12 protein-coding genes are annotated in these 13,475 nt (G+C 59.9%); 3 read left to right on the top strand and 9 right to left on the bottom strand.

The annotated features are described in order from the left end of the window. Positions 1-82: 82 nt before the first annotated feature. The 8 genes from HMPREF2845_RS08700 to HMPREF2845_RS08665 form a co-directional block, all read right to left on the bottom strand. A complete protein-coding gene (locus tag HMPREF2845_RS08700; RefSeq protein WP_239662328.1) occupies positions 83-985 on the bottom strand; it encodes a ComF family protein in 903 nt (300 codons plus the stop codon). 40 nt (positions 986-1,025) lie between these two features. Beyond that, positions 1,026-2,732 (bottom strand): LpqB family beta-propeller domain-containing protein, encoded by a 1,707-nt coding sequence (locus HMPREF2845_RS08695; RefSeq protein WP_049352640.1) that lies wholly within the window; start codon positions 2,730-2,732, stop codon positions 1,026-1,028. Positions 2,733-2,990: 258 nt separating this feature from the next. Then, positions 2,991-4,745 (bottom strand): MtrAB system histidine kinase MtrB, encoded by a 1,755-nt coding sequence (gene mtrB / locus HMPREF2845_RS08690; RefSeq protein WP_049352642.1) that lies wholly within the window; start codon positions 4,743-4,745, stop codon positions 2,991-2,993. 34 nt (positions 4,746-4,779) lie between these two features. Beyond that, on the bottom strand, positions 4,780-5,481 hold the full coding sequence (mtrA, locus tag HMPREF2845_RS08685; RefSeq protein WP_012903206.1) for an MtrAB system response regulator MtrA: 702 nt from the start codon (positions 5,479-5,481) through the stop codon (positions 4,780-4,782). 55 nt (positions 5,482-5,536) lie between these two features. After that, positions 5,537-6,841 carry a uroporphyrinogen decarboxylase/cobalamine-independent methonine synthase family protein gene (locus tag HMPREF2845_RS08680; RefSeq protein ID WP_070634483.1) on the bottom strand — a complete coding sequence of 435 codons (1,305 nt, stop codon included), beginning with the start codon at positions 6,839-6,841 and terminating at the stop codon, positions 5,537-5,539. Positions 6,842-6,908: 67 nt separating this feature from the next. After that, on the bottom strand, positions 6,909-7,307 hold the full coding sequence (locus tag HMPREF2845_RS08675; RefSeq protein ID WP_070634482.1) for a chorismate mutase: 399 nt from the start codon (positions 7,305-7,307) through the stop codon (positions 6,909-6,911). A gap of 74 nt (positions 7,308-7,381) precedes the next feature. Further along, positions 7,382-8,596, bottom strand: coding sequence for a tRNA 2-thiouridine(34) synthase MnmA (gene mnmA, locus HMPREF2845_RS08670; RefSeq protein ID WP_070634481.1), 1,215 nt, complete (start codon positions 8,594-8,596; stop codon positions 7,382-7,384). 195 nt (positions 8,597-8,791) lie between these two features. After that, positions 8,792-10,039 carry a cysteine desulfurase family protein gene (locus HMPREF2845_RS08665; RefSeq protein WP_049345810.1) on the bottom strand — a complete coding sequence of 416 codons (1,248 nt, stop codon included), beginning with the start codon at positions 10,037-10,039 and terminating at the stop codon, positions 8,792-8,794. A gap of 182 nt (positions 10,040-10,221) precedes the next feature. Between HMPREF2845_RS08665 and HMPREF2845_RS08660 the strand changes: the two genes are divergently transcribed. Continuing rightward, entirely contained in the window at positions 10,222-10,689 is a 468-nt protein-coding gene (locus HMPREF2845_RS08660; protein WP_070507585.1) for a tRNA (cytidine(34)-2'-O)-methyltransferase, read from the top strand. A 1-nt stretch (position 10,690) separates the two neighbouring features. Then, positions 10,691-11,338: a uracil-DNA glycosylase family protein gene (locus HMPREF2845_RS08655; RefSeq protein WP_070604456.1), complete on the top strand. Its 648-nt coding sequence runs from the start codon at positions 10,691-10,693 to the stop codon at positions 11,336-11,338. Positions 11,339-11,533: 195 nt separating this feature from the next. Here HMPREF2845_RS08655 and HMPREF2845_RS08650 read toward each other — a convergent pair whose 3' ends face one another. Beyond that, entirely contained in the window at positions 11,534-12,862 is a 1,329-nt protein-coding gene (locus tag HMPREF2845_RS08650; RefSeq protein ID WP_049356510.1) for a S1C family serine protease, read from the bottom strand. Between the two features lie 374 nt (positions 12,863-13,236). Here HMPREF2845_RS08650 and HMPREF2845_RS09325 point away from each other — a divergent pair, with 374 nt between their 5' ends. Then, positions 13,237-13,404, top strand: coding sequence for a hypothetical protein (locus tag HMPREF2845_RS09325; protein ID WP_168162430.1), 168 nt, complete (start codon positions 13,237-13,239; stop codon positions 13,402-13,404). Positions 13,405-13,475: the final 71 nt, after the last annotated feature.

Raw genomic sequence — 13,475 nt, 5'->3', positions numbered from 1 at the left:
AGCCCAAATAATAGCTATTCGTCGGTCTGCGAACTTTAACAGCTAAAAATCGTGTATCTCTTGCAACTAACTACAAGAAACGCTACATCTGAGCTTTTTTCGGTACCGCCGCCACGGCGCACACGCCCAGCACCCGCGAACCCGCCTCCTGCAGCACGCGCACCATCTCGGAGGCAGTCGCACCGGTCGTCACCACGTCATCACAGATAATGCTCACCCGCCCCGCACACAGGGCGGGCTCCATGACACGCAAGGCACCGTGCATCCGCTCGGCACGACCCACAGCACCCAGGCCCTTCTGCTCGTTCTGCGCACCGGAAATCGCATCAGAAATAATGGAGGCGCCACTCCCCCGCTGTTTACGAGGAACGTACCCGATAACGTCCACAGCGCGCACCCGCACCGAGGCAGGCAAACGCCGATTGAGCTGACGCACCGCCTCCTGCACCAAAAGATTCGCCGGCGCATAGCCGCGGCGGCGCACACTCTGCGCAGACGACGGTGCCGGAACCAACAGAATCTCAACCGGCGCAGAAGAACCGGGTTCAGCCTGAAGCTCCTCCCGGCGAGCGCGTAGCAACTCATACACGCTACGCGCCAAACCCTCGCCCAGCAGGGGCAACAAATCGGTGCGGCCGGCATTCTTCAACGCCAACAGCGCACGCGGCATGATTCCCTCATAACGGGATGCCGCACGCACCTCAGGGGCACCTCCGCCAGTAGCGCAGTCGCCAGAAGACAGAGGCTGCAGAACCTGTACTTGTTCCACACGAGCCAACGCCGAATGCAGCTGCGGCAGACACGCCTCGCACAGCGGCGAACCTGCACCATAGGCAACCGGCACCGCACAGCACGGGCAGGTACGCGGCATCAGAACCTCACCCAAAGACCCGCCGGCGCTCTTGAGAGCACCCGCAAGCCCGGTCAGAGACTTGCTCAGGGACCCGTTCACGGGCTCGTTCAAACCACGCTGTTCTGAACTCACCGAAAGCAACCTTTCCGCGCGCTATACCCGGTGCCCGAGGCTAACCGGCGTAACTAATCTCGTGCAGAGTCGTATCCAGACGGATCCAGCCGCGCTCCTCCATCAGGTAGCACGAACCGTCAGAACGGTGGGCAATAATGTTCGACGTATTATCCGCCGTCGAAATGGTCATCACGCCATCCAGACGGTCCAGCTTCGTCTCTTCACCGCTGAGGGAAATCACCTCAGACTCACCGTTCTTCACGTTCACCACCACGACGCTCTGGTCGCCAGCCCAACGGGCATTACGCGGAGTCACCGAAGAGCTCAGACGAACCATCTCCGTCAGGCGCAGAGGCTTGCCGGCATCATCACGCACAATACCGGAAATAATCACAGCCGACGCACCCTCAGTTGACGCCACAATCGCCATGCGCGCACCATCGTGAGAGACGTTCACGCTCGTAAAGCTCAAATTACGCTGCCACGACAGACCAATATCCACGCCGCGCTCGCGCTCATTCGCGTCCTCAGAGTCCGGCTTGAACGCACGCACAACGCCCGTACCATCGGCAGCCCACACCCAACCGTACGCATCAAAGCTCGGAGCAGTCAGAGCGGTACTCTGCCACACGCGGCGGGCAGTACCCTGATACACCGTGTACAGGCTCGCGGCATCATTCGCCAAGCATGCATAAACATCCGCAGTGTAACCCATCGCCGGGGAGCTCAACTGGCTCACGCCACGCAGAAGCAGCTGCTCGCCCGCGTTGCTCATGTAGTCATCACGCGCCACCATCTGGCCGTTCGAATTAATAGCAACCGTGCGGGCAGGAACACCCGGGTTCAGCTTCACCGCAGAAAAGCCGCTCGGTGCATTCTCAGGAATCAAAGTACCGTTGTAGAACACCTCGGTCTTACCCAGACCGGAGAAGTTCTCCAAACCGTGCATAATCTGCTCACGCACACGCGCCAAACGGTTATCGTCCAGGTGCTCACCCGAAAGACGAACCAGCACATCCTGGTTATCGCTCATGGTCGCCGTCTCAAGGCTCATCGACTCGTTCAACGCCGAGAACGCAACATCCTTCAGGTAGGAGGCCGGGCCAGCCATCAGCGTACGCACCAGCAACTCAAAATAGCGGTCCGTATGCGGGAACCAACGAATATCCGGCACAGCATAACGGAACGCACGATCATAGAAGTACAGGCGGCACGGGCTAAACACGCGCTCAAACTCGGCACCATCCAGCCACAGACCATCCGGGCAGGAGCTAATACGCCACTGGTTATCTTCCATAACCATGGTGAAGTCCTGAGTTTCAGTCTGAGCCTCCGGGAAGGTGCTCGTAATACCCTGACTATTCACAGTCGCCGTCTGCTGGAAACGCACATGGTAGGTACCCTCGGCTGCTCCACTATCGTCACTGCGGGGCTGCACCGTATTACGGTACACGCGAGTCGTACCCATAGGATTCCAACGACCCGCAAAAGAAGAACTCAAATACTGGCGCGCCACAGCATAATTCTCAATGCTGTCCACACCAGCACGCACGAAGCCCTCAATAATCGCCTCGGGGGTAGCACCCGCCAGCGGTCCCGGCGCACGCGCCGGAGAAGTATTAACGCTCTTCACGTCCAGACTGCTGCTGTGCTGAGTCACTCGATCGTTCGAAGGAAGACCCGCGCAAGAGCTCACGAGCGTCGCCAAAGACACCGCGCCCCAAGACAGCGCGGCGCGTCGAGAAACAATAGCCCTGTGAGCCATGGAGGTCTTAACCTTCCTCTACGAACAAAGACAAACAATCACCAACTACCGTTGCAGGCCGTCGCAACGCGGTGAAAAGATAACCACGGCGAAATAGCAACACCGTGAAAACATATCTGCATTGATTGTACTGGGTGAACAGTGCAAATACGCAAGGATAAGCGCAAATACAATCACGCCCATCCCAATCCTCGGCCCCAATCTCCCGCTCTATGACAGATGCTTTATGCAGGAAGCGGAGCCCTCTCCTACCGACCTTTAGAGGTTATCCTCAATATTCGCTCGAGGAGCAATATTGGGCAGCGTATCCTTCGCGGTCGCCGAACGATGCGCACTCACCTCAGGCTCACCCGTCACAAGAACCGGCGACTCACCCAAAGGCGCACCGTGAATCAGCGGCAGGTTCATCGTGAAGCAGGCACCGCGGCCCTTCTCGCCCCACGCCTCAATCGTGCCGCCGTGCAGACGCACATCCTCAGCAGCAATCGACAGACCCAGACCGGTACCGCCCAGGGTACGCTTACGCGAAGTATCAGCACGCCAGAAACGGTTGAACACCTGAACAGCCTCATCCTCAGACAGACCGATACCGTGGTCACGCACCGCAACACCCAGGTTCGTGGCATTCGCACCCACGTACACGTCAATCGGGCGGGACTCGCCGTGCTCAATCGCGTTGTACAGCAGGTTACGGAGCACACGCTCAATACGCACGCGGTCCATATCCACCATGATGCTCTCATGGCTCGTATGCACGTTCAGCTTAGTATTCGTGCGCTCCAGGTGCGGCAGAGCCTCCTGCAGAATATTCGACAGCACACGCATGAAGTCTTCCGTGTCAATGGTCAGCATTGCGCTACCGGCATCGAAACGAGAAATCTCCAGCAGGTCAGAAAGCATCGACTGGAAACGATCCACCTGATCGTGCAGAAGCTCCACGGTGCGGCTCTGCGTGCGCTCCATCTCGTTACGCGTATCGTACAGAAGCTCCGTACCCAAACGAACCGTCGACAGCGGAGTACGCAACTCGTGCGAAACGTCAGAAACGAATCGCTGCTGCAGAGTCGACAGACGCTCCAGCTGAACAATTTTCTCCTGCAGCGAGTCAGCCATCAGGTTGAAGGAATAGCCCAGACGCGCCGCCTGGTGCTCACCGTGTACAGACACACGCTGATCCAGATCGCCAGCAGCCAGCTTCTCCGCCGTAATAGCGGTCTGCGTAATCGGGCGGACCACAAAACGAGTCACAATCCACACCACAGAAAGCACCACAGCAAGCAGCGCGCAGAAACCACCAAAAAGAACAAAGTTAATATGCGCAATCGTGGCGGAAGAATCCGTCATATCGTACACAAGGAACAAACCGTAATTAGGGTTCTGAGAAATAGAAATATGTGTACCAACAATAAGCACCGGATAGGTACGCTCACGATTATTTTCGACAGTAGTCACCGTAGACGTCTGCCAGAAAATACCCTCTTTATTGCGAACAGTTTGTTTGAAATCATTCGGAATACTCGAAGAATTCAAAGAATTATTACTGCTCTGCTCAGGAATAAAACCCTGCTTACCTTGACCTTCCAAAGGCACAAGAATCCAATTGCGCTTACCCGAGCTACCCGCATCCAGCACGGTCAGGGTACGGCTCACATTACGGCGAATTTCGCTGTCACTACGGGCCTCAGAGGAGTCCAGCACGCTCTGAACGTTACGGAAACCACTCTCCGATTCCGCCAGCGCCTGACCCTTCTGATTCTCAAAAAGACTCGTCGCAATCTGGCTCGACAAGGACCAACCCACCATCAAGAAGCTCAGGAACATCATGATGCCCGCAGTACCCAAAGCACGGAACTGCAGAGATTCCTTCCACAAACGCTGAGCGCGCTGCATCAGGCTCCTACTACTCTGCTTTTTCGCCTTACGCGGCTTGGAAGTGCGGGTACGCGAAGAGGCGGAGGCTACCGCCTCCGCCGTCAAAGCGCCGTGCTCATGGCTCGACTTCGCAACAGACAATCAGGTTATCCCTTCGCCTATGAATAGGTTCCGATTAGCTACCGGAAGATCCCACCAGCTCGGTCGGAATCTTATAGCCAACGCCACGGACCGTCTGGATAAAACGATCCGCACCCAGCTCATCAAACTTAGCGCGCAAACGCTGGACGTGCACGTTTACCAGCGAATCGCTCACATCAGTGTAACCCCAGACCATATCCAGCAGTTCCTGACGGCTCAACGCCTGACCCGGGTGGCGCACCAGCGCAGCCAACAGGTCAAACTCCAGAGGAGTCATCGGAACCTCAGTGCTGTGGTACTTGACGGTACGGCCGTCCATATCCATGACAATATCGCCAATAGACACCACCAGCTGGCGGCTCTCACGCGGACGCAAACGGGTACGAATACGCGCCAACAATTCAGCGTGCTTAAAAGGCTTAGCAATGTAATCATCAGCGCCAGCCTCAAGACCCTTAACAACATCTTCAGTGTCGCTTTTAGCGGTCAACATAATAATCGGCACATTAGAAGAACGACGAATTTGCTGGCACACTTCAATACCGTTCATGCCAGGAAGCATCAAATCCAAAAGCACCAAATCGGGAGTGGAACGCATAAAAGTTTCAAAAGCGCGTGCACCATTTTCGCAAAAAACGGCGTTGAAACCCTCCTGCGCGAGCACGAGGCCAATCATTTCCGCCAGAGCATCATCATCATCAACCACCAAAATGGTGTGTGCATCGCTAGCGCTCACAGTACCTCCCTAAAGAAATGTCGTAAATACTTACATAAAAATGCTGATTCTCTAATCATACCGCGCGCTCAGCCAAAGCACGGGCACACTCTGTCACACGAGCCAGGGAAGCCGTGGCATCCAGCACACTCACCGTACCCGAAGCCGCCCCAGCAGACGCGGAACCCCGCTGAATACGCTCATTAGGCATCAAACCCACCGCGCTCAGCTGGGCAGATTCAAGACCAACCTCACGCCACAGGCTATGCAGGCGGCGGACCTGATCCGGCACCCGCGCAGAGGTCACCACCGGAAGCCACAGCTGAGCCTGCGCCTCCAGAAGCTGCGCCACGGGTTCCCATGAACGAGGGTCACTCAGCGGCGGAACCTGCAGCGTGCCGGGCCCCTTGAGGCGGGCGCGATCAGGGTGCAACAGCAAAGCGCAGGGGGCGGCGCCCTCAACCTGCATCGCCTTCACCAGCGCCAAAGCATCAAGGGTAGGATGCGCCTGGCTCAGCAGCTTCAGCTCCTGCACCGGCTTGAGCGCGGTGCCGTCCACATCAAGGATGAGCTGCAGGTTCAGTTCAGCGAATCGCTCCGCCACACGGCGGTACACCTGCTGATAGTAGTGAGGCTGCAACGCCGACAGGGAGCGGAAACCACTCACCGTAGGAATCGAGCCCTCCATCAGACGTTGAAACTCCGATTCATCCAGCTGCACGGCAATCAGCGCCCGCGGGGCCTGCAGAGCCTCACGTAGAGAATCCACCCAGCGTTCCAGGCCCTCCAGGAAAGACTCCAGCAGGTCACGGCTCGCCCCGGCATCGCTGATAGCACGCTCACCGCCGGGCAGGTAGATGCTCGCGGCAAGGGTCAGCGGGCCGACCAGCTGAATCTTATACACCGCAGCAGTGTTCTGCCCGGAGCCGAAACGTTTCTTCTGCGCACCCACGCGATCAGCGAGAAGGTTGATGTCCGAGAGCAGACGATCCTGCGCCAGGGCAGACTCGCGTGCTCCCCTGCCGCCGCTATGCACCATGCGCCAGCCAAACGAGGCACCGTCAAAGGCAAGCCCCTCGCACACCGCCAGCGTGCGTGCCAGCGGGGTGCTCTTCCAACCCAACGCCGGAAGGTGCGGCAGGAACGACAGATGCGGGGAGCCCAGCTCGCCCTCCACGCGGGACATCGCCTCGCCCAAATCATCACCGGGAAAATCACCCAGACCGCTGGCACGCACCAGCGGACGCTCAGTGGCGAGCGCGGCGAGGTCCTGTTCGGTCAGCTCGTCCCCCTCGGGGGCGCGGTACTCACCGGGCAGGAGCAGGCGCTCCGGCACAGGTTCGGTGCGGGCAGCCTGGCGGTTGGAAGAATGAGCGGGCATAGGGGTTTATCCAGAGGGATCAGATAACGTACAAATTCAAACGTAGCGACGCGAAAGTAGCGCGTTACTAACCTTCGGACTTCTCAGCTTCGGTTGCCTCGCCGTCCTGCTCAGCCTGCTCGTTTGCGATGCGCACGTGGTGGCGAATCACCTCAGAAATAATGAAGTTCAGGAACTTCTCCGCGAACTCCGGGTCCAAGCTGGATTCCTTCGCCATGGCACGCAGGCGAGCGATCTGTGCCTCTTCACGACCGGGGTCGCCGGCGGGCAGGTTGTGCTTAGCCTTCAGGATGCCCACGCGCTTAGTTGCCTGAAAACGCTCCGCGAGGATGTGCACCAGCGCTGCGTCAAAGTTGTCGATGGAGCGGCGCATGGCGAAGAGCTCTTCGTAGACTTCCGGTGCGACTTCATCGCCCATGGAGGTGGCGTGGGGGTCAAATTCGCAGGACGTGTTCTCGGCGGTCATCGGTTTCTCCTCAGATCGTTTGTGGTCTTCTATGCGATGCGGTTGCGGTGTGGTTGGGGCAATCCGCGGGGTGTCTATCGCTGGGAGTTGGCGCTCAGGGTTTCCTGAATATCTTCGCGGTCCAGTGAGTAGGCGCGGGCGATGGTGGACTGGCCCAGCACGCGGGTGCCCTGGTAGAGCACCATGGTCTGGCCCGGTGCCACGCCGGAGAGCGGGTCCAGCAGGCGCACTACGGTTTCTAGGCGCAGTGCGCCTTCTTCTTCAGCTTCGGGGTCGGGTGCCCAGGTCATGTACGCCTTGGCGCGGACCGGGTCGGCGTGCGCGCGAACCTGTGCGGTCACCTCGAACTCTTCACTGCGAGCGCCCAGCTGTGCGGGCTCTTCCAGGAAACGTGCCGCCTGTTCCACGGGGACACCCGCCCAGGTGGCGCGGATACCGCGGATTTCGTGCACGGCAAGTAGCTCGCGGGAGCCGACGATGACTTCATTTTCCTTGGGGCGCACCTCAAGCACGAAGCGAGGCTTGCCGTCGGCGGCGGGGCGGCCCAGCGCCAGGCCCTTACGCTGGCCTACGGTGTACGCCTGCGCGCCGGGGTGCTCGCCGAGCACCTCGCCGTGGGTGTCCTTGATGAGGCCGGGGCGCATTGTGATGTGGTCGCCCAGCCAGGCGCGGGTATCACCTTCGGGGATGAAGCAGATGTCGTAGGAGTCCGGCTTCTTCGCCACGGAGAAGCCGCGCTCTGCCGCCTCCGCACGCACCTGTGCCTTGGAGGGGGTATCCGCCAGGGGGAACCAGGCGTGCTTGAGCTGTTCGTGGGTGAGCACGCCGAGCACGTAGGACTGGTCCTTGGCCCAGTCGGCGGCGCGGTGCAGTTCGCGGTTACCGTCTTCGGTGGTGATGACGCGGGCGTAGTGGCCGGTCACTACGGCGTCGAAGCCGAGTGCGAGGGCGCGTTCGAGTAGCGCGGCGAACTTAATCTTTTCGTTGCAGCGCATGCAGGGGTTGGGGGTTCGTCCGGCTTCGTATTCGGAGATGAAGTCGTCGACGACGTCTTCCTTGAAGCGTTCGGAGAAGTCCCAGACGAAGAAGGGGATGCCCAGCTGGGAGCAGACGCGGCGGGCGTCCATGGAGTCTTCGAGGGTGCAGCAGCCGCGGGAGCCGGTGCGCAGGGTGCCGGGCATGCGGGATAGGGCTAGGTGAACGCCGACTACTTCGTGTCCTGCTTCTACGGCGCGGGCTGCGGCGACTGCGGAGTCAACGCCGCCACTCATAGCTGCAAGAATTTTCACTGCCTATCCTTCTGTTGTGTTGAGCTTCTAGGAACGTTCGGAGCGTGCCCTGTGTGCGGGCGGACTTTCCGTTACTGTAGCTACCCATTGTACGCAGGGGCTCGGCGGGATATTGGGCAGTGCACCCTCAGCCAGCCCTCAGCGAACGCTGAGATTGCAGGCTGAGGGCGGTTGGGTATCTTCTCTTCTGCTTTTCTAATGCCAGCGGGAGGCGTCCGGCAGCTGCGAGGACAGTCCCGCCTTTGCAGCCTGTTCGTAGGCGGCGGGTAGTGCCGCGATGAGGCGCGCAATATCGGCTCCGGTGGTGGAGTGGCCGAGGGTGAATCGCTGGGCGCTGCGGGCGGTGTCTTCGTCCATTCCCATTGCCATGAGCACGTGGGAGGGGCGGGTCACCCCGGCGTTGCAGGCGGAGCCGGTGGAGCTGCTGATACCCTGCATGTCCAGCACGAAGAGTAGGGTGTCACCTTCGGCGTTTTCGAAGGTGAAGTGGGCGTTGCCGGGCAGTCGCTTCTGTCCGGGGTATTCTTCGGTGAGCGGGTTTTCGCCGCTCAGGTGTGCCTGCGGGATAAGCGCGCTAATTGCCGCAACGAGTTCGTTGCGTAGCGCGGCGATGCGGGCGGATTCTTTGTCGAGGTGCTGTACCGAGTGCACGGCGGCCTCTGCGAAACCTGCGATGGCGGGCGCGTCGATGGTGCCGGAGCGTACGGAGCGTTCCTGACCGCCTCCGTGAAGCACGGGGGTCAGCTGCACGGCGCGGGTTGCGACCAGCGCGCCGATGCCCATGGGGCCGCCGATCTTGTGGCCCGAGATTGCGAGGGTCGCTACCCCGCTGGCGTGGAAGTCGATAGGCACCGCGCCGAATGCCTGCACAGCGTCCGAGTGCACGGGAATACCGTATTCAGCAGCAATGGCGGCGATTTCGGGGATGGGCTGTACGGTACCGACTTCGTTGTTCGCCCACATGACGGTCACGAGGGCAACGTCTTCGGGGTTCTTCTCGATGAGTTCGCGGACGGTCTGCGGGTTGACGCTACCGTGCTCGTCTACGGGGATCCATTCGAGCTGCGCGCCCTCTGCCTTTTCGAGCCATTCGCAGGTTTCTTCCACGGCGTGGTGCTCGATGGAGGAGACGAGAATTCGGGTGCGCTGCGGGTCTTCTTCGCGGCGCTTCCAGTAGATGCCCTTGACCGCGAGGTTGTCCGCCTCGGTGCCGCCGGAGGTGAAAATAACCTCGGCGGGGTCCGCTCCAACAGCGCGGGCGATGCGTTCGCGGGCGTACTCGACGGTGGCGCGGGCATCACGTCCGGTAGCGTGCAGGGAGGAGGGGTTGCCGCCGTTGCGCATCTGTTCGACCATGGCGTCGATGGCTGCGGGCAGTACGTCGGTGGTGGCGGCGTGGTCGAGGTAGACGCGGCCGTTCTGACGGTTGGTTTCTGCGCTCATGGTTCCTCCTACTGGGTTGTTTGGCGGCTTTTTTCGCCTCGCTTATTTTATCGCGCCCTGTCCGAGCTCTTCTAGGTGTGTTCACCTGCGGCTGGGTCGGCGAGCGCTACTGCCCCGGGACGCTCAATGCTGGTCGGGGGCTGTTCCGGGCTGGTCGGGGGCTGCGCGGTACACTTAGGAACGTGTTCAAGATTCTTTTCTATACCCCTGAGATTCCGGGCAATACCGGCAATGCTATCCGTTTGGCGGCGATTACTGGCGCTGAGCTGCACCTGGTGAAGCCGCTGGGCTTTAACTTTGATGATGCGCATCTGCGCCGCGCGGGTCTGGACTATCACGACCTGGCGGTGGTGACGGTGCATGAGACCCTTGAGGATGCGTGGGAGGCTCTGGCTCCGGAGCGTGTTTTTGCGTTCACGACGACTGCTTCGACTTCGTATGCGGATATTGAGTACCGTCCCGGTGATGTGTTCATGTTTGGTCCGGAGTCGGTGGGTCTGCCCGCTGAGGTTCAGCAGGACCCGCACGTGAGCGAGCGGGTGAAGATTCCGATGAAGCCGGGCCGCCGTTCGCTGAACCTGGCTAATTCTGCGTCCATTGCGATTTTTGAGGCGTGGCGCCAGAACGGTTTTGAGGGAGGCGCCATCTAGCATGGCTGCAACACACCATAATCTGCCGGAGCATCTGGTTCAGCAGATTCTGGAGACAGCCCCTCCCCTGGCTGAACAGATTCGCCTGGATCCGCAGAATAGGGAGTTCACGGAGCAGGGTTGGGAGCCGGTCTATTCGGCGTCCCCGAAGGCACGCATCGTGGTAATTGGTCAGGCGCCCGGGCGCGCCGCGCAGGAGAGCCGTATCCCGTGGAATGACCCGAGCGGTGTGAAGTTGCGCGAGTGGATGGGCGTAACGGACGAGCAGTTCTACGACCCCGAGCTGATTTCGCTACTGCCGATGGATTTCTACTACCCCGGTAAGGGCGCGCACGGCGATAACCCGCCGCGTAAGGATTTCGCGCCGAAGTGGCATCCGCAGCTACTGGAGCTCATGCCAGATGTTCAGCTGATTCTGCTGGTGGGCGCGTACTCTCAGAAGCATTACCTGGATGGTGTGCACGCCCCGAAGGCGCAGAAGAACCTGACGGAGACGGTTCGCGCGTGGGAGTCTTACCTTCCGAAGTTCCTGCCGCTGGTGCATCCTTCGCCGCTGAATTTTAGGTGGCAGGCGAAGAACCCGTGGTTCGAGCAGGAGGTTGTCCCGGCTTTGCAGAAGCGCGTGGGCGAGGTTCTCGAGGGCGCCTGACCCACCCCCCGCTCTGCGGCACCAATGCATTTTGCTGTACTAACGCAAGAAGCTCCCACCCCAGCGTTTGGGGTAGGAGCTTCTTCGTTACGCCAGGTGGCACTCTTGCTGAGCGGTTAGTCCTGCTGAACGGTAGAGTCGGCTGAGCGGGTGTTTCTCAGCCGTGCCCTTCAGCGCTCAGAGGCAAGACGTGTTTTACTTCTGGCTGTCGGCGTCGCCCAGGGTCACGGTGATGTCCTGGGTGGAGGAGCCGCGCTTAACCTTCAGCTTCAGATTAGAGCCTGCCGCTGCGGCACGTACGGTACCGTTGAGCTCTTCGCTCTTGTTCACGGCGTGACCGTCGGCTTCAATCACTACGTCACCGGCACGCAGACCTGCCTTTGCGGCGGGGCTATTAGACTCCACCGAGGCAATTTCAACGCCACCGGGGATGAGCTTGGAGGAGCCCGAACCGGTGTCTGCGGGGCTGTTCTTCACGCTCGCGCCCAGGTAGCCGTGAGTTGCTTTGCCCTTGGCGATGATCTCGGAGGAGATGCGCTTGGCGTAGTTGGAGGTAATGGAGAACGCCATACCGTCGGCGGTGCCGCCATCCTGGCTTGCCTGGCCCTGCGCGTTAATGCCGACCAGTTCGCCCTTGAGGTTCACCAGCGGGCCACCGGAGTTACCGTGGTTGATGGGAGCGTCAACCTGAACCATGGGGATGTAGTTCTGGCCCTTCGCATCGGCAGGCTGCACGCGGTTTGCGTTCGAGACCACGCCGGAGGTTACCGATTCGCTACGACGATACGGCGCGCCGAGGGCAACCACTACCTCGCCGGAGACCAGCTTGGAGGAGTCACCCCAGGTGATGGGCTGCAGGTCCAGGCCGGAGGGGTTAATCTTCAGGACCGCCAGGTCAGCGGCAGAGTCCAGGCCCACCACGGTTGCGGTGCGTACGGTGCCGTCGCTCAGGCGCACCTCAATGGTGGATGCTTCTCTGGAAGATTCGAGGGTAACCACGTGGTGGTTGGTGAGGATGTGGCCTTCCTTGTCGAGGATAACGCCACTACCGCCGCCGGAGGAGGAGCCGTTCGAAGCAACGATGGTCACGGTAGAGGGCAGGACCTTCTTCGCGGTTTCTGCTACGCCTGCCACGGTGGAGGAGTTGCTGATATTGGAGCTGACGGAGCCGCGCGAGGAAGCGCTGGAGGAGCTGTTGTTCGATGCTGCGATGCCGCCTCCGACGCCCGCGCCAACGCCGCCGCCAACGAGGGCTGCGAGCAGAGCTGCGGTGAGCACAACACCGGCACCGTAACGCTTGTTGTTATCGGTGTTCTGAGGTGCAGACTGTGCCGAAGCGACCTGAGCAGCCGCCGCCTGGGGGTAGGTGTATCCGGGAGAGGCGTATGCCTGCGGGTATGCGTTCTGACCCTGCTGCTGGTTTGCGGGCTGGTAGCTTGCCTGTCCGTTCACGTTCTGCAGGGGACGGGTTGCATCCGTGACGCCGTCATTGCCGCCGTAAGACCATCCGTTGTTCTGAGTCATAAGTTCTCCTAGAGTCGCGCGTGTGCCTCACCCTGGGCGCACGCTATCTTTCTACTGTAGAGGGTGTTTTATGGCGTTCTATATTTTTTTGCTGTTGGTTATCGGGGAGTTCCCTGGGAATTTTCCTCACACCCTTTCATCGGCAGCTGATTCGCGGGTCTGAGATACCCGGAGATTTGCCCGACGGCTAGTTTGTTTTGGGGCTTTGTTCGCTACTCGCTCTCATGTTTCTCTTTTAAAGCGCCCAGTTTTTCTCCACGGTTTACACAGCATGATGCTTCTTGGTACACAGCTTGAACACAGGGTCAGTCCGTAATGTTGAAGGCACATAGAGCCGAGAACAAAGGCAAAGGACAAAGGCAAAGGAGAAACCCATGATGATCGGAACCCTGATTTTCTGTGCGGTCTTGGCAAGCTCCATCGGTATTGGTGCGGGTATTGTGGCGTGTTGCTCGGGAATGGTGTACCGCCGTCATCGTGCGGAAAAGGCCTCCGAGTTGGCTCAGCAGATGGCTACCCAGGCGCTGACCGCCGGTAGGTAGCGTATAGAGTTTGATAGTTTTCCGGGGCGGGAGATGAGAGCCCTGCACCGGGAGGGGCGAGAATCCCCAGT

The sequence above is a fragment of the Rothia sp. HMSC065B04 genome, from assembly GCF_001812285.1.
Taxonomy (GTDB): domain Bacteria; phylum Actinomycetota; class Actinomycetes; order Actinomycetales; family Micrococcaceae; genus Rothia; species Rothia mucilaginosa.
This window is presented reverse-complemented; position numbering and strand designations above follow the sequence as displayed.